The sequence below is a fragment of the Polaribacter sp. HA6-7 genome (assembly GCF_055693625.1).
Genome location: NZ_CM146338.1, coordinates 1916400 through 1936922, shown reverse-complemented (window position 1 = coordinate 1936922; position 20523 = coordinate 1916400). Strand labels below are relative to the sequence as shown.

The following is a 20523-nucleotide window of genomic DNA, read 5'->3' as shown; positions in this document are numbered from 1 at the left end:
TTTTTCAAAATAATTTAAAAAGGTTTCTTGAGGTGGTGGACGATCAGATGGTTCTAAACCAAAAATGTAAAACAGATAATCAGACCGAGATATAAGTTTTTTTCATAGCATCATACTCTATAAAACCCATTTTACCAATTCTACTCGCTTCATTTAGAGCTTTTTCTCTTTTTTGTAATAATAATAAAGAGTTGTCTAATTTGTTTTTCGATATTATTCGATCTGTAATTTCTCTTGCAGAAGTTACAAAAGATGTAATTTTATTATCTTGATAAATTGGTGATGTAGAATATTCTATCCATATATAATGAGCTAATTTGTGTTTTAATCTAAAAATTAGTGGTGTTTTTTGATTATTTTTTAAAAACTCTTTTTCAGATATTTTCTTTTGAAGTTCTTCAATATCATCCTTATGAACTATAGAAAAAATTTGTTTTCCTAAAAAATCAGATTGTTCATAACCTAAAATATTTTTTATTGAAGGACTAACGTAACTATAATTACCATTAAGTTCTTGTAAACAAATAATATCATTAGAATTTGTTGTTAGTAAACGATACATTTCATTCGCTTTTTTAATATCATTTACTGCTACTTCAAATTTTTGCTTATAACTAAGTGGCTTAAAAACATCTTTAATTTTAAAATAAACCAAATCTTTGTCTGTCTCATCTAAAAACCTTAGATAAAAATAAAACAGCAAACTATAATAAATAGTAAAACTATTTTTTGAGATTAAACCAGAAACTATAATATCAATTAAGTTATTAGAATTGAAAAAAGTGAAAAAGGAAAAAAAGATAGTATCAAATGTTAAGACGACAAACATTGTAATACTAATTTGTAGAAAAAGAAATCTTATTCTTTTAGATATAAATTCGAAAGTAAATATTAATAATAAAGCATCTAAAAATAATGCAATATTACCTACAATAAAAGAAGGTGTATTTTTTAAAAAGTTGTCTGTTACACTAAAAGAATTTTTAGAGTTTATGCCGTTTAAGTTCCATAAAAAAGAAATTACTATAAAATATATTAAAATATTGGCAATTAATATTGTAAATATTATTTTTCTAGTTTCGTTAGCATCTTCTTTAATGTAAATTAATAATAAAGTAAAGAGAGAAATAGTTACAAAAATAGAAGATCCTGGTGTTACTAGAAAATCGTACGCAAAATTTTGAAAAACACTGTTTAATATAAAAATCATGACTTGTACAAATTGAAACAAGCCAAGACAAGCGTACAAAACACCTTTACCAAGTTTTTTTCTAAATTTAAATAAAAGAAGGATTACAAAAGCAACTAAGGTGCTTTGTAAAAATAAAATTAATATAAGGTTATAATTCATAGCTTAAGATTATGGGGGTACTTAAGGGTAGAAGGGACTTAATATAGAATTATAAAAATATCAAATAAATTTTAATAATCAATAAAATAAAGTGATTTTTATTTGGTAAAACTTTATTACAGAGTAAGTTATTTTAAATAATCTTAATTTAAGATTATTTAAAATACTTATAAATTGAATTTTAAGGAAGTTTAAAACATAAAAAAACAGTTTAGAATACACTAAACTGTTTTTTAAATTTGTAGCGAAGACGGGATTTGAACCCGTGACCTCAGGGTTATGAATTTTAAGAAAACTCTAAAATTACCCTTTTTTTATGTTTATTTACACTAAATCGTGTACTGAATTGTGTACTCTGATTTGTAATAAAATTTATAGCTCAAACCTAAGATAATATTCCAAATAAAAAGAAATAATTTTATTAAAATTAATTAGTTGCCAATTTTAAATTTATATCTTATTCAAAAGATTGGGGAATGCAGAACTTAATTATATCGCCAAATTAATGATCATGTTTTGAGTGGTCATCTTTTTTGTCTTCAGTTGATTGATTCATCATCATTTCGTGGTCGTATTTACAACAACCTGGTAAACCATCATATGCTTCTTCATCACCAGCTACTTTTTCGGTATCATAACCTGAAGCTGCGATTGCTTTATGGATTGCCATTGCATCGGTTTTTGTATCATCAAAAGACATATCAATCTTCTTTTTATCGACATCCCAATTCGCACTTGCAACACCTTCAACACCGTTAGCTGCTTTTTCGATGGTACTTTTACACATACCGCAATTACCTCTTACACCAAAAGACAGGTCTGTCATTGCTATATCTTTTGACATTTCAGTAGTGGTGGTTTCTGTTTCTTTTTTGGTTTCGTTTTTACAACTTGTTAAACCTAATGCAGCTATTACAGCTATACTTAAAATTACTTTCTTCATTGTTTAAAATTTAATTGTTATTGTTCTATTATTTGTTTTACTTCACCACAGGTTAGCATTGCTTCGCCAAAGTATGGATTGATTACTTTTTCTTCTTTACTCAACCAATATGCACCATTGTTGTTATCTGCCATTGGACAAAATTCCACATAGACCTTTTCATTGACACCAAACAATTGAACAGCATTGATTAGATGTGATGATAAATGTTTAAAATAGCCTCTTTGTTCTTTTATATTAGACGTTTTAGAAATTGAAGTTGCAGAAGATTTTATTTCGCTTTCTAATGACATCCAATGTTTATGCGCCTTATTATCTGACAACAATTTCATATCTACTTTGGTTAAATTGTTTAGTAAAGTTGATGCGCTTGTTGAAGTGCTTTTTGAATCTTCTTTTACTAAAGCATCTTTTAAATTGATATACTCATTGTAAACACTATTTAACTGTTGTTGAAATTTCTCTGATACTTCCAAACGTTCATTCATATTGGTGTGGTCAATTTCTTTATTTGATGAATTGTTATCCATTCCTAAATGACCTTCGTGTCCAGTCATTACTTTACCACCATCTTTATTCATCATAGACTTTTTGCCTTGTAATTGTGCTGCTGCATCAACCGTAAATGTTCCGTTAGTCACTATTTCATTTCCAACAAATACACCTTCTAAAACTTCATATTCATTACCAATTTGATTGCCTAATTTAATTTCACGCATTTCAAAAATAGGTTGATCTGGATTTGTTTTAAGGTACACCACAGAACGTTCACCTGTCCATAATACAGAAGATGCAGGAATTGATAATACTTCATCATTTTTAGCTGTACTGCCTTCAATATTTGCGGTGACAAACATTCCTGGTTTAAATACATCGTCCTTATTGCTTAAAACAACACGTAAGGTTACAGTTCTTGTTTTCGTGTTTAAAACTGGGTCAATGAACTCAACTTTACCTTTAAACTCTTTATTAGGATAAGCATTGGTTGTTATCATCACTTCCTGTCCTTTTTTAAAGCGGTCAATCTGATTTTCATACACATCAAAGTTTCCCCAAACTGTGTTGAGATTGGCAATTTTTAATAAGGGTTGTCCTTGTTTGATGTAATCGCCTTGCTCTACCAATTTTTCTGTAACAGTACCCGAAACGGTTGCATAAACAGGAAAGTTTTCTTTTACTTTTCCTGTTTCTTCAATCTGGTTGATTTGATTTTCAGAGAGTTTCCATAATTTCAATTTATTACGGACTGCTTTGTATAAAGCAGGCTGTGATTCTTTTAAAGATGCTGCTGTAATTAATTCTTGTTGTGCTGCATAGAGTTCGGCGAATAAATGGTTGCCAATAATTGACCTTTACGAACTTCTTCGCCTGTATAACTCACATTCAAACGCTCAATTCTTCCAGCGAAATAACTTACTTGTACTGCATTGGCTTCTTCGTTTTCAGCAATTTTACCAGATAGTTTTATGGTATTGCCTTCTGCATTGCCTTTACCCACAACGGTTGTTTGAATATTGGCTAATGCCATCGCATTTTCTGTTAGTTTGAACTGGTCTGCCATTAAGCCATCGCTTCCGCTTTCCGCAGGAATTAAATCCATACCACAAATAGGACAATCACCTGGTTCTGGTTTCATAATCTGTGGATGCATAGAACACGTCCACATTTGATTGGTTTCTGCAACCGCATTGTTATTATGGTCTGTTTCTTTATTTGATGAGCCACCAAAAAGCAACCACCCCAATACCACGCCTACTACCAGTAAACCTGCGTATATGACTATTTTATTATTTTTCATTCTCTAATCGTTTTATCATTGCTTTCATTTCTTCAATTTCCTTCTTTTGTGCTTTAATAATGTCTTCTGCTAATTTTTTAACTTCGGGTCTTGAATATCTGCTCTTTCACTTGTTAAAATAGCGATAGAATGATGTGGTATCATTGCTTTCATCCATAGGACATCGTCAACTGTAGATTTCTGGTCGCGAACTAGTCCTAAAGCACTAAAAAAAGAACTATGCTGCCAATAACAATACCCAAGTTTTTCTTTTTATTGGTGTACATGTTTTTCATGAAGAAAAACATAATCAATGCCATAGTAGAAATACCCGAGACAAACCATATAAAAGCGTGTTAAGCTAAAATATACATGGTCAAATTCATAAGTATTTAGGTACATGGTGATATACATTGCTATAAAAGATGCTCCTAACATTAAGAAGAATTTTGTGTAATTGCTCATTCCGTTATCGTTGTTTGTATGCTTATTTGTTTTCATAATTTTTGATTTTATAATTAAACTTTACTTTTTCTGTTTTTAAATATTTTTCTAATTGAAGGTGAAGAGGTAAACCACAATAAGAAACCGCTTAATACGGTTAGTAACCCTAAAAGTGAAAAGGCTCTCAAAACAAGGGTATTAAAATTGTCTCTACCTTCGTAGTCCATAGTATGTGTCATCCATAAAAAATCAAACCAACGCCAAGAACGATGTCTTACGGTTTGAAATTTACCATCGTTTACAGAGACATAGGCTTTTAGAGCTTCATCGGTTTTATATGAGATAACATAAGCAGGTAGTAATTTTTCTCGATACTCGTGATGTTTCCCAGTTTTAGTTATATGTTCAACAGATTCTACCTCTAAACCACTTTTCATATGGTTTTTGGCAATATAGAGTGCCTCATCTTGCGTAATACTATTTTTTGGCATACCATCTAAAGCATTATACAACTTGTTTTTATTAATCCAATAGTAAGGTGAATTGCCAATATCCCTTAACTCTATAGTATTTACACCTTCAGCTATACTAAGTTTTGAAGGACTTATTAAATTATTAAATGCTTTGGGTTGATACTCCAAATTTTTAAATTGATCTCCGTGTATTTCATCAATGTCTGTCCAACTGAAGTATAAACCACTAATGGTCCAAAATAGGAATTGAATTCCTAAAAATAGCCCCAAATACCTGTGGGTTTTTCTAATTTTTAAAGCTGTATGCCTTTTTACCATTTTCTATTTTTTAATTGCAAAAGGAAATTCGAGTTTAACTTTTTCCCAAGCCATCGAAATAGTTCCACTTTTATCATCTATTTTGTTGACCTTATACACTAAATGTTCTGTGATTTCCTCTGATAATGTTGGTGTAATTTTAAATCGAATAACATCATCTTTTTCGTTATACTCATCTTTACCATGCTGCTCCCAGTTTTTATTAATCATCACAGTCCAGACTCCTTTTGATGGAATTGTAAAAAAACATATTTCCCTTTAGGAAGCGTTTCTCCATTAATGATTAAATCTTTATTGGTTTCTAACCATGTAGCCATATGAGCGCCTGCTTGCCATACTTGGTCATAACCAACTAATCCGCCAAAAATGATTCGGCCTCTTACTCCTGGTGAAGAATAATCAATATGAATATGGGCATCACCTATCATTGCCATCGTTTCAGTATGTGGACTTAACGGTTTTTTCTTTGGCTCTTCTACTTTTTCAGTTGCTTTGTTATGATCATGTTTTAGCTTTACCGTACTTGATTTTTCATTTTTGCAACTCACTATTGTAAGCATCATGACAATAAATAGGGTTAGATTTTTCATTAGTTTTTTATTTATAGTTATACTTTTATTGTTCTTAATCTTAATGCGTTTGCTATTACCGAAACAGAGCTAAAACTCATTGCTAAAGCTGCTATCATTGGCGAGAGTAATATTCCGAAAAATGGGAACAAAACACCTGCTGCAATGGGTAAACCTATTGTGTTGTAGATAAGTGCAAAAAACAGGTTTTGCTTAATGTTTTTCATTACTGAAACACTTAAATTTCTTGCTTTTACAATACCATGTAAATCACCTTTTACGAGTGTTATCATCGCACTTTCTATCGCTACGTCTGTTCCTGTACCCATAGCAATACCAATATCGCTTTTAGCCAATGCTGGTGCATCATTAATTCCATCACCTGCCATAGCAACTACTTTTCCTTTTTCTTGCAGTTTTTCTACTTCTTTGAGTTTATCTTCTGGTAGCATACTGGCTTTAAAATCTGCTAGATTAAGTTCTGATGCTACTGCCTGTGCTGTATCTTGATTATCGCCTGTAAGCATTATAACATCGATGCCTTTATCTTGAAGTGCTTTAATCGCTTTGGCACTCGTTTCTTTTATTTTATCTCTTATAACTACATACCCAACAACGGTTTCCTCTATTGACAAATAAGAAACTGTTTTACCTTGTTTTTGGTAAGATTTAGCTTCATCTCTCATTTTAGAAGTAATATCTGCTTTGGCATATTCCATCATTTTCGGGTTACCTAATGCTACTTGTTTACCATCAATTTTAGCTTCAACACCTTTACCTGTGACTGCACTAAAATCTTCGGACTTTAAAATTTCTGTGTTATGTTCTTTACCATATTCAATTGTGGCTTCTGCTAAAGGATGTTCGCTATTGGTATTTAATGAAACGATGTATTGTAACACTTCTTTTTCGCTTAAAGTATCATTAAAAGCACCAACGGTTTCAACTGTTGGTTTTCCTTCTGTAATTGTTCCTGTCTTGTCAACGATAAGCGTATTTACCTTATCCATTTTTTCAAGGGCTTCAGCATTTTTAATCAATACTCCATTTTGAGCACCTTTACCTACACCAACCATTACAGACATTGGTGTTGCCAAACCTAAAGCACAAGGACACGCAATGATTAGTACAGCAATTGCATTCACAAAAGCATACACATAAACTGGTTCCGCCCCCAAATAGACCATACAATAAATGTGATAATAGAAATAAGAACCACAACTGGCACGAAGTAACCCGAAACTCTATCTGCTAAATTTTGAATAGGTGCACGGCTTCTACTGGCATCATTCACCATATGAATGATTTGTGATAAAAGGGTGTCACCACCAACTTTTTCAGCTTTCATTAAAAAGGATTGATTGCCATTTATTGTTCCGCTACTTACTTTATCCTCTTGAGATTTATTTACAGGAATGGGTTCTCCTGTTATCATAGATTCGTCAATAGTTGTTTTGCCTTCAGTTATCACACCATCCACTGGAATTTTATCTCCTGGTTTCACTTTTAGAATATCATTTAATTCTATCTCGTCAATACTGACCTCAACTTCTTCACCATCAACTATTTTAATTGCTTTATTAGGTGCTAATTTTAGTAACTCTTTTACAGCCGAATTGGTTTTACTATGTGCGCGAGCTTCTAACAACTGACCTAAAAGCACTAACGTTAGAATAACTGTTGTTGCTTCAAAATAGACGTGAACTGCGCCTGATTCAGTTTTAAATTGTTCAGGAAATACATCCGGAAATAGCATACCAATTACGCTAAACAACCAAGCCACACCTGCACCGATTCCAATGAGTGTAAACATATTGAGATTCCACGTTTTTATGCTTCTATAAGCACGCTCAAAGAACATCCACGTAGCGTAAAAGACAACTGGGATGGATAATGCAAATTGAATCCAGTTCCAATTTTTCTGTTCCATTATATCATACAAGGGATTGTTGTTGAGCATTTCGCTCATTGCAATTACGAAAATGGGTAATGTGAATACAGATGCTATCCGAAATTTCTTTAATAGCTTCTTATACGTTTTTTCCTCTGCTGATCTATTTACTTCCTTTGGTACTAAATCCATACCACAAATAGGACACGAACCTGCTTCGTCTTTGACAATTTCTGGATGCATAGAACACGTCCATTGTTCCTTTGAAGTTGCTGATAGATTTTGTTCTTCCACCAAATCCATTCCACAAACAGGACAATCACCTGGTTCATCATAAGTTTTATCGCCTTCGCAATGCATAGGACAATAAAATGTGCCTGTACCTTTACCTTTGGGTTGTTCTTTCTTTTTGGCTACGGAATGCTGATGCTGTTCACCTTGTTTATGAATACTATATCTGTCACCATCCTTTTTTAAGGCTTCTTGAAACTTTTCTATAGGAATATGCGATTCCATTTCTATGGTAGCTTCAGCCTTTTCTAAATTGACCGTTGCTTTTAAAACACCTTCTACTTTAGAGAGCGTTTCTTCCACGTGACTACGACAACCGTTGCAAGTCATTCCGTGTATATGATATGTGTGTTTCATTTTTAAATATTTTAGAATTATTAGGCTAAATTACAAGGACTCACCTTATAATATTATTCTAATTCGGCTAATTTTTATACAATTTCATCCAAGGATTTTCTCTCTCCATATTGTAAATTTTTATAGTCTGTCATTGACATTCCAGTAACTTGTTTAAACTGTTTCGATAAATGACTACTGTTTTTATAGTTAAGGCTATAGGCTATTTCTGAAAAATTAAGCTGATTCAATTGAATATACTCTTTAGCTTTTTCTATTTTCAGGTTGATAAAATACTTTTCAAGTGTTATCCCTTCTGATTTACTAAACGTTTTACTCAATGTAGAATAACTTTTACCTATTACACTCTCAAGTTTACCAAGAATTTCATCTGTATCATTTTTTTCAATATGTTGAATAAGATTAATTTTTATTTTTTCAACCAATGCCTTTGTAGAATCCTTAATCACTTCAAATCCTAAAGCATTCAACTGTGTTTCTAGCCGAGCATAATCATTACTAGACTGTTCTTTAACAACAATTTTACCCAATTGAATAGATTCCACTTCATAGCCTTCATCATCCAACAGATTTATAATCGTCATTTTACAGCGATTACAGACCATATTTTTTATATGAAGAATATGATTCATTGTTTATTGATTCAATTTTTTAAATGAAGTATGTGAATGAATAATCTTCCAATCTCCATCTATTTTTTTAAAATTGAAGTTGCTACGCCTTTACTTTCAATGGTTCGTTCTTTTGTTCCTTTAGCTTCATCTGCCTTTAAAACTATTGTATACAAATAATTTTCAGTTGAATATGCATAGGGCAAACTTACATTTACATCAATCTGATAATCTGAAAATGTAAAACTTTTAAAATGCCCAAGTTCGGACCTAAATGACCATCTATATAATCTTTATAAGTTCCTTCTACTTTACCTTGTTCAAAAACGGTGACATCTTGCGTAAAGAGTTGAAAAGTGCCTTCGGTTGTTAAGTTTTGAATGGCATCTTTATAAGATTTCATAATTTTCAACACTTCCTCTTTTTCATTTGTGGTGTCAACAACGACCTCTTTTTGAGTTTCGATAGTTGTATTTTGTTGTTTACTTTCTTTACAACTCACAATTAAAATCGTGAGTAATAAGACAAATATGGGTGGTTTCATAATCGAATATTTTGATGTTTGACTTTTAATTATTTAAAATTTCTTTTAAATCTGATATAAACTCTATGAGTGATTTCTTTTCGCTTTTAGACAATCTTGCGTTTCTGTGAATTAATGTATAGGAATCCAAAGGCATTTCGCCATTTTCAATTTGATTAATAATGGATTTTAACTTACTGTTTTTCCTTCTATTTGAATAATCATCCCATTCATTAAAATTTAATTCTGCCTTGCCTTCTTTGATATGGTCTTCAAGAAACCAGGCTACCGGTTGCACCTTATTGTACCAAGGATATTTTGTATTGTTACTGTGACAATCATAGCAAGAGACTTGCAATTTGTTATTGATGTCATTTGGAACATCATTTACCAACATAAAGTCGGTTTTTGGAACAGAATCACTTTGATTGAGGTCTATATGCACAAACTGTATGCCCACAAATGCCACCAACAATACTATTGCTATGATTTTTACAATTTTCATTTAGTTAATTTCTCGCTGTACTTTACCACATTTCAACATTTGGTCACCGAAATAAGGGTTTCGAATTTCTTCGTTCATACTTAACCAAGCACCACCTTTATTGTTATCATACATTGGGCAGAATTGCTCATATATCTTCATCCCTGTTCCCGTAATGGCAACCATATCTGTAACATCTTTACTTAATACTTTGAAATGCTCACGCTGATGCTTGATGTCACTTTCTGAAATATGCTCTGCGTGTTCCGTAGCATCTTCGATAATGTCATTCAATTCTGATTTTTCACTTTCAGAATATTTTGATGCATCAAAAGATTTAAGAGATTTAACCAATATGCCTCCCAATTCCTTTGCTTTATCATTATCATCGCCTACGAGGGCATCTTTTAAGTTGAAATAATCTTTTAAAATTGCTTCTGCTCTTGTGTCTTGATTGTCTATCATTGCCATATCGACCTTGTCATCTACAGATTCTTGATTTACCTGATTATTACCATTTGTAACAGATTCATTTTTATTTCCATCTTTACAGGAAATTGTTAACATCATTGTGGCAGTAAGTGCCATTGTACCTATTGTTCTTTGTATTGTTTTCATAAATTTTGGTTTTAAAGATTATTATGTATTAATTATTATTTAAAATCCGGCTAAAAGTCCACCACCCCAACCATATCGGTTGTTATAATTCCCTTGAATTGAAAAATTTCGAGATAAGATGTACGATGCTCCAATTAACCATTGAGTTTCACCTTCATAAGAATTGTTGTTTTCTAAATCATTGACCCATCCAAAATCCGCTCTATACTCATATTCTCCTTCGAGAAAAATTCTAGGAAAAATCAATAGTTCTCTGTCCAAACGTATTCTTGGACGCAGTTGATGGTCCATACTCACATCCACATTAAATCTGTAAGGCGTGAAATATTTAACTCCAACTAATCCTACAGTATTAAATGTATCATAAGAATTTGGTGTAGAAGTTTCAGTATTTACACCTGCATACACACGTACCCAATCATTGAGATATCTGTTATAATTTACTTCTATCTCGGCATTTTGGTTATAATCAAACTCGGCACGTAGTCCAAATTCGTTACGAATGTTGCTCGACATCAATAAAAGTTCATTAAAGTTTGAACCTACACGTGCAGCTCCCCAAGAGTAATAATGGTCAGTTTCATCAATTAGTTTTTGAACTGGATAAGGTTTCATCCTTTCATCTCGTGGTGTATCATAGCTAAATACTCTTGCCATACCACCCATCATATGATATAGTACGTGACAATGAAAGAACCAATCACCATATTCTTCGTTATAAAATTCGATGACCACTTTTTGCATCGGTGGTACGTTAACCGTGTGCTTTAATGGTGAACGCTCTCCATTTTCATTAATCACCCTAAAATAATGACCGTGCAAGTGCATTGGGTGGTGCATCATTGTCAGATTATTTAGGGTAATCCTTGTAACCTCTCCACCTTTGATTTTAATCTTATCTGTTTCAGAAAGTGGTACGCCATTCAAACTCCAAACATAACGTTGCATATTACCTGTTAGGTTAAGTAAAAGGTCGGTTACAGGTATGTCTGCCTTATAAGTCGTGTTTTCTTTTGCCTTTAAAAAATCATAGTTGAAATAGGTTTTACGAGTTTCGTAATCAAATGAGGAAGAATCCTTCTGCATCTTTGACATATCGTGCTGCATATGGTCTCTAACTTTATCTGAATCTACTTTGTGATTCATTGCCATTGAATCCATTTTCATTCCCATTGCATCATTCATCTTCATATCCATCTCGGTCATTCATTTTACCATCTTTCATCGACATCTTATCGTTCATACCCATTTTCATCTCGCCGTCCTTCATATTCATCTTCATTCCATACTTCTCTATTAAAACTTCAGGTGTATTCTTTTTTTGTTTCCTACCATTGCAGGTGCACCCATTTTCATATCCATTTTGGTCATTTGCTTCATCATCGCTACCTTATTAGGTCTATCAGATCTTTTGGCTGGATAGAGAGTGCCATTACCTAATTGTATAGAAGTATGACCAGAGCCATCTTGAGCCGTAGCGGTAACCTCTAAAATACCTTCGGGAATAGTAACGATAACATCATAAGTCTCAGCTATACCAAAGAGAAATCTGCTTTTAGAAATGGGCTGCACATCAACACCGTCACTCGCTACTATCATTGGATTACCTCCACCGAAATCTACCCAGTAGTAAGTAGAAGCCGAGGCATTGATAAAGCGAAGACGTACTTTTTCTCCTGGTATAAATTCTGGATATTCTGCAACTTTTTTACCATTGGATAAAAACGCTGGATAATAGACGTCTGCAATATCGGCACCGTCCATTCTATCGCGCCAAAATTTGAACTGTGCTCCCAAGGCACCTTCTTTGATGACTCTACTTAATGGAACTGCTGTTCCTTTTTTAACCTGATACCACTCATTACCTCTTTTAAGGTTGCGCAAAACGTTCATTGGTTTTTCGTTTGTCCAATCAGATAACACTACAACCAAATCTTTGTCATAATCCAATGTTTTTTCTTTTGGCTGAATGACTATAGAACCATAAACTCCTTTTTGCTCTTGTAACATTGTGTGTGAATGATACCAATAAGTTCCGGACTGATTGATTGGAATTCTGTATTGGAATGTCTCCCTGGTTCAATAGGTGGCGTAGTTAAATAAGGAACACCATCATAAAAATTAGGAAGTATTAAACCGTGCCAGTGTACAGAAGTTTCTTCATCCATTTTATTGGTTACATTAATGATGGCAAGGTCGCCTTCATTAAATTCTAGCGTAGGACCTGGAATTCCACCATTAATGGTCATTCCGTTTGCGGTTAAACCTGCAAGGGTTATTTCATTTTCTTCTATAGTAAGGTTATACTCTTTTATGTTTCGACCTTCTTCTTTTCTATCTTCACCATTTGTCCCAACTTGGGCAAATGCCATTGAAGTTAGGAACAAGAGAAATATTGTGTTAAATGTTTTCATTGTTTACTGAATTAAATAATTAATGATTGTACTTTGCACATAGTAGGTCTTCACAGATTCTATTTGGTTCATTTGAAACTTTAGCTGCAACTCTTGAATATCCAAAACATCATTAAAATCAATCGTTCCTGTTTCATAGCTTTTGATTAAAATGTCTTCTGCATCTTTGGCTTGCTGTAGGTTTTTGGTTTGGGTAGCATAACTTATTTTTGCAGAAATGCGTTCATTATTCGCTTTATCTAAAAGCGTTTCCAATGCATTTAAACGTTCCTGTTTTTGAGCAGTAATTTCCTGCTGTTGCAAATCATTTTGTTTGGTTTGGGATTTATATTTCTTATTGAAAATTGGGATAGATAACGAAACTATTGGCATTACAATATCCTTTCCGTTATCGCTGAAATCCATATTTGGTCTTTCAGCAACATTGATATAGTCTAATCCAAAACCAATCATTGGACTGCTTTCTTTTTGATTCAATAATTCTGATTGCTCTATGGATTGATAGAGTTTATCATACTTCAACAATTCGGGATGTAATGCTAAATTTTCAGTAGTGATTTCAAAATCTTCTGAAGGTATCATTAGACTATCTACCACGTTGACCTCAACATCATTTTCTCGATTCAATAGATTATTGAAGTTAGTTTGTTCTGCTAAAAATTGTTGACTTAAAACATCTTTTAATTGTTGCATTTCGTTTTGACGCATCTGTAATCGTAATACATCTACTGCGGATGCTTTACCAACCTTAACAGAAGTTAATGCCAACGTTTCGTAAGTTTCTAATAGTTTGATGTTTTCAGTTAAAACCTCTTGCTTTGCTTTGTTGGCGTAGAGATTATAATAGGATTGTGATACCGAAGCCATTAGTTTTCGCTTTGCGATGACAATGTCTTCGTATTTAGCATCTGCCAATGAACTCACATAATTTTCTCTCGAAGTAATAGTCCCAAACCACGGTAACATTTGTTTAGCAGATACTTTAAAGCGTTGTGCACCTGTTCGTGTTTCTGGCTCACTCACAAAATAACCAACACCAAATTCGGTATTAGGAATGGTGTTGACCTCATTTACTTTTTCAGAAGCTCTTTTGTATTGTAACTCAAACTTTTGAATTTCCGGATTGTTTGATTCTGCTTCTTGAATGTAGGATTGAAGCTCTTGTGCTTTCGCGAAAGCGGAAACAAACAAAATGCTGATTATTAAAATTATATTTTTCATTTTGATGTTCTTTTAAGTTGAACTTCTGCTTTCCAGCTATACAATACTGGTACAACAAACAAAGTGATTAAGGCTATAAGCATTCCACCAAAACTCGGTATTGCCATAGGTATCATTATATCACTTCCTCGACCTGTAGAGGTTAATACTGGTAATAATGCTAAAATTGTTGTTGCTGTAGTCATCAAACAAGGTCTAATTCTTTTTTCACCAGCTTCTACAATAGATGCTCTAATTTCTTTTTTGTTTTGTGGCGTATTTCTATCAAATATTTGTGTTAGATATGTAGCCATAACCACACCATCATCAGTTGCAATACCAAATAATGCTATAAAACCAACCCAAACCGCAACACTTAAATTAATATGATGCATCTCGGAATAAATCTCTAAGGTTTTCACCAAAGAAGTTAAAGTTTAAGAACCAATTTTGACCATATAGCCAAATCATAATAAAACCACCAGCGAAGGCTACTGCGATACCTGTGAATACCATTAAGGACGTACCAACCGAACGGAACTGAAAATACAGAATTAAAAAATAATGGCCAATGCTAAAGGCACAACAACCGACAAAGTTTTTTCTGCTCTTAATTGATTTTCGTAAGTTCCTGTGAATGCATAGTTGATTCCTTTTGGTACAATTAGCTCACCGAATCTATCTTTTCTTGGATTAGTACTTGTGCATTTTCAACAACGCTTACTTCTGCAAAACCATCCATTTTATCAAATAAGACATAGCCAACTAAAAAGGTGTCTTCACTTTTAATAACTTGTGGACCTTGTTCGTATCGAATACTTGCTAATTCACCTAATGGAACAGAACTTCCTTTAGCAACTGGTATATAAATCTGCTTTAAGTCGTTTGGATTATTACGTAGTTCTCTTGGATATCTAACACGAATGCCATAACGTTCTCTACCTTCAACAGTTTGGGTTAAAACCATACCACCAACAGCTACTTTTAAAACATCTTGAACATCTTGAATTGAAATACCATACCTCGCAATTTTTTCTCTATCGATATCTATCAGTAAATAAGGTTTACCCACAATTCTATCTGCAAAAACAGCTTCTTGTTTCACACCTTCAACTTGTTTTAAAATTTCTTCCAATTGAATACCAAAAGCTTCAATTTGTTTTAAATCTTGTCCCTTTACTTTTATTCCCATTGGTGCACGCATACCTGTTTGTAACATTACCAAACGTGTTTCAATTGGTTGAAGTTTTGGTGCTGAGGTAACACCAGGGAGTTTTGTTACTCTTACGATTTCTTTCCAAATATCGTCAGGTGTTTCAATTTCTGGACGCCAGTTTCTGTAAAATTCACCATCATCATCTTTAATCAGTTGCGTTTTTTTAATGTTACTGAAAATGGTATTCTCAGAATTGTTGGGATTTGCGATGAATTGACCATTTTTTAATGCGAATAAACCTTCATCATTAATTTTATAACGTTGACGAAGACCACTTTTATTCAGCATATATTCAGGTTTGTACTGAATGATATTTTCATACATTGATAAAGGAGCAGGGTCTAAAGCAGATTCAGTTCTCCCGGATTTTCCAACAACTGTTTTAATCTCTCGAATACTAGCAACTGCCATATCTAATTGTTGCAATACCCTTTTATTCTCTTCAACACCAGAATGAGGCATTGAAGTTGGCATTAGTAAAAATGACCCCTCATTTAATGAAGGCATAAATTCTTTACCTGTATTTTTCATAATGAAAACACCTGCAATTACTATAGCTGTAGGAATTGATAAGAAAAGTAATTTATGATCTAAACACCATTTTAAAATTCGTGTATAAAACTTTATGAATAGTGAGAATACACCTAATAAACCAAAACAAATAATACTTACAAAAATAAGATTCCAAAAGATGCTTTTATCTACTCCTAATGGTCTCCAATATTCTGCTAACAGCATTACAATTGCAGAAACTGAAATGATAATATTTAAAAGGTTTGCTCTCTTCTCATTTACTTTGTTTTGAAGTTTTAATACACCTGTAATTCCAAAACCTATTAAGATGATTCCTAACCAATAACTGTAAATAACACCTATAATACCTGATAAAATTAAAACCGTATTAATAATGTATCCGAAACTTTTTTTAACAGTTTTCTTTCTGAATAAAAACGCTGCAAAAGGTGGGATTAAAAATAAAGCAACAATTATAGAAGCTGTTAAAGCAAAGGTTTTTGTAAACGCTAAGGGTCTGAATAATTTACCTTCAGCGCCAATCATTGTAAATACAGGAATGAAACTAATAATAGTTGTCATAACAGCAGTAATAATTGCACCAGAAACTTCTGCAGTAGCATTATAAACCACTGTGTTTATTGATAGTTTTCCATCATCTTCATCTAGATGACGAATGATGTTTTCTGAAAGTATGACGCCAACATCAACCATTGTACCAATGGCAATAGCAATACCAGAAAGTGCTACAATATTTGCATCAACATTGAAAATTTTCATTGCAATAAACACCAATAAAACAGCAACAGGAAGCAGACCTGATATTAAAATTGAAGCTCGTAGATTAAAAACCATAATCATAATTACTAAGATTGTTATTAAAATCTCTAATGTTAAAGCCTCATTTAATGTGCCTAAAGTTTCTTGTATCAGTTCTGTTCTGTCATAAAAAGGCACTATGGTAACTTGTGAAGTTCTACCATCTGCTAAAACTTTTGTAGGTAACCCTGAACTTAACTCGCTAATTTTTTCTTTAACGTTATTGATAACTTCCATAGGATTTGCGCCATATCTTGCAACTACTACTGCACCTACAACTTCAGCACCTTCTTTATCTAATAATCCTCTACGTGTAGCAGGACCTAATGATACTTTTCCAATGTCTTTAATTCTTATTGATGTATAGTTTTCGGAAGTTACAACAGCATCTTCAATATCTGCAATTGATTTTACATACCCTAAACCACGTACTAGATATTCTGCTTGATTGATCTCAATGGTTTGAGCACCTATATCTTTATTACTTTGTTTTACAGCTTTTACAATGTGGTGTAATTCAATATTATATTGGCGCATTAATTCTGGATTCACGTCCACTTGATATTCTTGAACATAACCACCAATTGAAGCTACCTCAGAAACACCACTTGCTGAAGACAAGGCATATTTAACATAGTAATCTTGAATACTTCTTAGTTCGTGTAAATCCCAGCCACCAGTTACATTACCTTTTTCATCTCGACCTTCTAAAGTGTACCAAAATATTTGACCTAATCCTGTTGCATCTGGACCCAATGCAGGATTTACATCGTTAGGCAATAATCCACTAGGTAATGAATTTAATTTTTCTAGGATTCTACTACGACTCCAGTAAAACTCTACATCTTCTTCAAAAATGATATAGATGCTTGAAAAGCCAAACATAGAAGAACTACGAATGGTTTTAACACCTGGAATACCCAATAATGAAGTGGTTAATGGGTAGGTAATTTGGTCTTCTATATCTTGTGGGGAACGACCATCCCACTTTGTGAATACAATTTGTTGATTTTCACCAATATCAGGGATTGCATCAACAGCAACAGAACTACTTGGTAAAAATCCTGTGTCCCAATTAAATGGTGCATTTACAGTTCCCCAGCCAATAAAAAGGACTAGTAAAAGAACTGCTACAAGTTTATTTTCTATTAAAAATTTGATACTATTATTTATCATTTATCTTGATAATTAAACAATTAGACAAAGGCGTTAAAAAAACACCGAATACAACAAATTATCCTTATAACTGTTTAGTTATAGGACAATACGGTCTATTGTTTAAAAATTAGATTAAATAACTCTCGTCAATCTTGTAGATTTGATTTGTGACGATTGGAGGGGCGTATTCTTCAAAAGAAGATACATTTTTATCTAAACCTTCGAATAGGTTTATATAAGTATAAAGGAATGAGGCAATAAAAACCTTTTGCTCAAATGATATTTTATCAGCTGAAGTTTGCAATTCATCTTGAGCACTTTTTAAAATTTGTTGATCAGTACAACAATCGATATTTAAAGAAGAGCAATCAGATGAAGATGAAGTGTTTTCTGTCTCCATACCACAGGAGCTTGCTTTTGAAAAAATAGCAGTATCCATAAGAGTATCACCACAATAATGTTTTGTGATAGCAAATGAAGTTGTAGAAAATAATACTACAAACGACATTAAAATAGCGAATATTTTATGAGAAAACTCTTTCATTCTGAATACAAAGGTACAATAATGATATAAAAAAGATTAAAATAAATGTTAAAAAATATTGTTTTTAATAAATTCTTTGTAATCTAACCGCATTCAATATTGCCAATAAAGCAACACCAACATCTGCAAAAACAGCTTCCCACATTGTAGCTAAACCACCCGCTCCTAAAATTAGCACAATTACTTTTACACCAAATGCTAAAATGATATTCTGCCAAACGATTTTTCTTGTAGAACGACCAATTTGAATAGCTTTTACCATCTTTGAAGGTTGGTCTGTTTGAATGATTACATCTGCTGTTTCAATTGCAACATCACTTCCTAAACCACCCATTGCAATACCAACATCACTTACAGCTAAAACTGGAGCGTCATTAATACCATCACCAATAAAAGCAATCTTATTTTCTAAATTTTGTTTTAATTTTTCTACTTCATTTAATTTATCTTCGGGTAATAAACCGCCTTTGGCTTCTTGAATATTTAATTCTGATGCCACTTTTTGAGTAATAGAATCTTTGTCTCCGGAAAGCATCATTATTTTTTTAATACCTATTTTAAGTAACGCTGTAATTGTTTCTTTTGCATCTTCTTTTAATTCATCCGCTATCACTACATAACCAGCAAATTGGTTATCGATTGAAACGAATACTATAGATTCTACAATAGTGTCAATTTCTTTTGAAACTTCGATATTATTTGCTGTCATTAAGGCTTTATTACCAACTAAAACAGGTTTACCATTTACGTTTCCTTTTAAACCTTTACCCGCAATTTCGGATACTTGTGAAGCTTCAAAATCTTTATCATCTGCTTTATACTCTAAAATGGCTTTTGCTATTGGATGCGTGGATTGTTCTTCCATTGCCATTAGGTATTTCATAAATTCTGATTCTCCCCAATTTATAGTTTTGATTTGTTTGATTTTGAAAACACCTTTGGTGACAGTACCAGTTTTATCCATCACTAAAGTATTTATCTTTGTCATTGCATCTAAAAAGAAGCTCCTTTAAACAAAACACCATTTTTTGAAGCTGCTCCCAATCCTCCAAAATATCCTAAAGGAATAGAAATAACCAAGGCACAAGGACAGGATATTACTAAAAATATTAACGCACGATATAGCCAATCTCTAAACACATAATCATCTACAATAAAATAAGGTAGAAACGTAACAGTTATTGCTAAAAACACAACAATTGGTGTATATACTCTCGCAAATTTTCTAATAAACAATTCGGTTTTAGATTTACGAGCTGTTGCATTTTGAACCATATCCAAAATTCGGCAATAGAACTGTCTTTAAATTCTTTAGTAGTTTCAATTTCGATAACACCATCCATATTTATGCTACCTGCAAATACCTTTTCTCCTTTTGTAATCGTATCAGGTTTGCTTTCACCAGTTAATGCAGCCGTATTAAAAGAACCTTTTTTGGATAATAAAATTCCATCTAAAGGAATTTTCTCACCAACACGAACTTTCACTTTTTCTCCAATTTCTACAGTTTCAGGATTTACCGATTTATAATCATTATTTCGATACACTAACGCTTCAATTGGGCGAACATCAAGTAGCGCTTTAATATTACTTTTTGCTCTATTAACTGCTGCACTTTGAAACAATTCTCCAACTGCATAGAACAACATTACTGCAACTCCTTCAGGATATTCTCCAATTACAAATGCACCTATGGTTGCAATAGACATTAGAAAAAACTCTGTAAAAACATCGCCTTTTGTAATACTTTTCCAACCTTCTTTTACTACAGGAAAACCAACTGGAATATAAGCAACACCATACCAAACAATACGAATCCAATCTTTAAAAAAATCAACATCATAATAATCTAATGCAATACCAATAATTAGCATTATAAAACTTGCTATTGCAGGTATATAGGTTTTTAATGAATTACTATTTGAGTGTTCGTGATTATGATGATCTTTGTGATTGTGTTGCTTTTCTGAACCTGGTTTTAAATCACTTAAATTAACTTTCTTTTTTTC

Annotated in this window: 9 protein-coding genes and 7 pseudogenes; all 16 read right to left on the bottom strand. The window is 32.7% G+C overall.

Annotation, left to right across the window (positions count from 1 at the left end):
* Positions 1-79: 79 nt before the first annotated feature.
* Positions 80-1351 (bottom strand): PAS domain S-box protein, encoded by a 1272-nt coding sequence (locus ACZ1HD_RS10775; RefSeq protein WP_472687429.1) that lies wholly within the window; start codon positions 1349-1351, stop codon positions 80-82.
* A 502-nt stretch (positions 1352-1853) separates the two neighbouring features.
* The gene (locus ACZ1HD_RS10770) at positions 1854-2294 is read right to left on the bottom strand and encodes a heavy-metal-associated domain-containing protein (RefSeq protein ID WP_472687428.1); all 441 of its coding nucleotides are present in this window, start codon (positions 2292-2294) and stop codon (positions 1854-1856) included.
* 17 nt (positions 2295-2311) lie between these two features.
* Positions 2312-4092 (bottom strand): annotated as a pseudogene (locus tag ACZ1HD_RS10765) (efflux RND transporter periplasmic adaptor subunit).
* Positions 4082-4572, bottom strand: a pseudogene (locus ACZ1HD_RS10760) (DUF305 domain-containing protein). The pseudogenes ACZ1HD_RS10765 and ACZ1HD_RS10760 overlap by 11 nt, the downstream one beginning before the upstream one ends.
* A gap of 17 nt (positions 4573-4589) precedes the next feature.
* Positions 4590-5306 carry a PepSY domain-containing protein gene (locus tag ACZ1HD_RS10755; protein WP_472687427.1) on the bottom strand — a complete coding sequence of 239 codons (717 nt, stop codon included), beginning with the start codon at positions 5304-5306 and terminating at the stop codon, positions 4590-4592.
* A gap of 3 nt (positions 5307-5309) precedes the next feature.
* Positions 5310-5734 (bottom strand): annotated as a pseudogene (locus ACZ1HD_RS10750) (DUF2911 domain-containing protein).
* A gap of 179 nt (positions 5735-5913) precedes the next feature.
* Positions 5914-8414: pseudogene (locus ACZ1HD_RS10745) on the bottom strand (heavy metal translocating P-type ATPase).
* A 74-nt stretch (positions 8415-8488) separates the two neighbouring features.
* Entirely contained in the window at positions 8489-8980 is a 492-nt protein-coding gene (locus tag ACZ1HD_RS10740; protein WP_472687426.1) for a helix-turn-helix domain-containing protein, read from the bottom strand.
* Between the two features lie 259 nt (positions 8981-9239).
* Positions 9240-9569, bottom strand: coding sequence for a hypothetical protein (locus ACZ1HD_RS10735; RefSeq protein WP_472687425.1), 330 nt, complete (start codon positions 9567-9569; stop codon positions 9240-9242).
* A 25-nt stretch (positions 9570-9594) separates the two neighbouring features.
* Complete coding sequence (locus ACZ1HD_RS10730; protein WP_472687424.1) at positions 9595-10053, bottom strand: heme-binding domain-containing protein; 459 nt, start codon at positions 10051-10053, stop codon at positions 9595-9597.
* Positions 10054-10650 carry a DUF3347 domain-containing protein gene (locus ACZ1HD_RS10725; RefSeq protein WP_472687423.1) on the bottom strand — a complete coding sequence of 199 codons (597 nt, stop codon included), beginning with the start codon at positions 10648-10650 and terminating at the stop codon, positions 10054-10056.
* Positions 10651-10689: 39 nt separating this feature from the next.
* A pseudogene (locus ACZ1HD_RS10720) lies at positions 10690-13064 on the bottom strand (multicopper oxidase domain-containing protein).
* Positions 13065-13067: 3 nt separating this feature from the next.
* The gene (locus tag ACZ1HD_RS10715) at positions 13068-14285 is read right to left on the bottom strand and encodes a TolC family protein (RefSeq protein ID WP_472687422.1); all 1218 of its coding nucleotides are present in this window, start codon (positions 14283-14285) and stop codon (positions 13068-13070) included.
* Positions 14282-17988 (bottom strand): annotated as a pseudogene (locus tag ACZ1HD_RS10710) (efflux RND transporter permease subunit). Before ACZ1HD_RS10710 ends, ACZ1HD_RS10715 begins: the two are co-directional and overlap by 4 nt.
* Before the next feature lie 109 nt (positions 17989-18097).
* On the bottom strand, positions 18098-18514 hold the full coding sequence (locus ACZ1HD_RS10705; protein WP_472687421.1) for an HYC_CC_PP family protein: 417 nt from the start codon (positions 18512-18514) through the stop codon (positions 18098-18100).
* A 64-nt stretch (positions 18515-18578) separates the two neighbouring features.
* A pseudogene (locus tag ACZ1HD_RS10700) lies at positions 18579-20523 on the bottom strand (heavy metal translocating P-type ATPase); the annotation flags it as partial.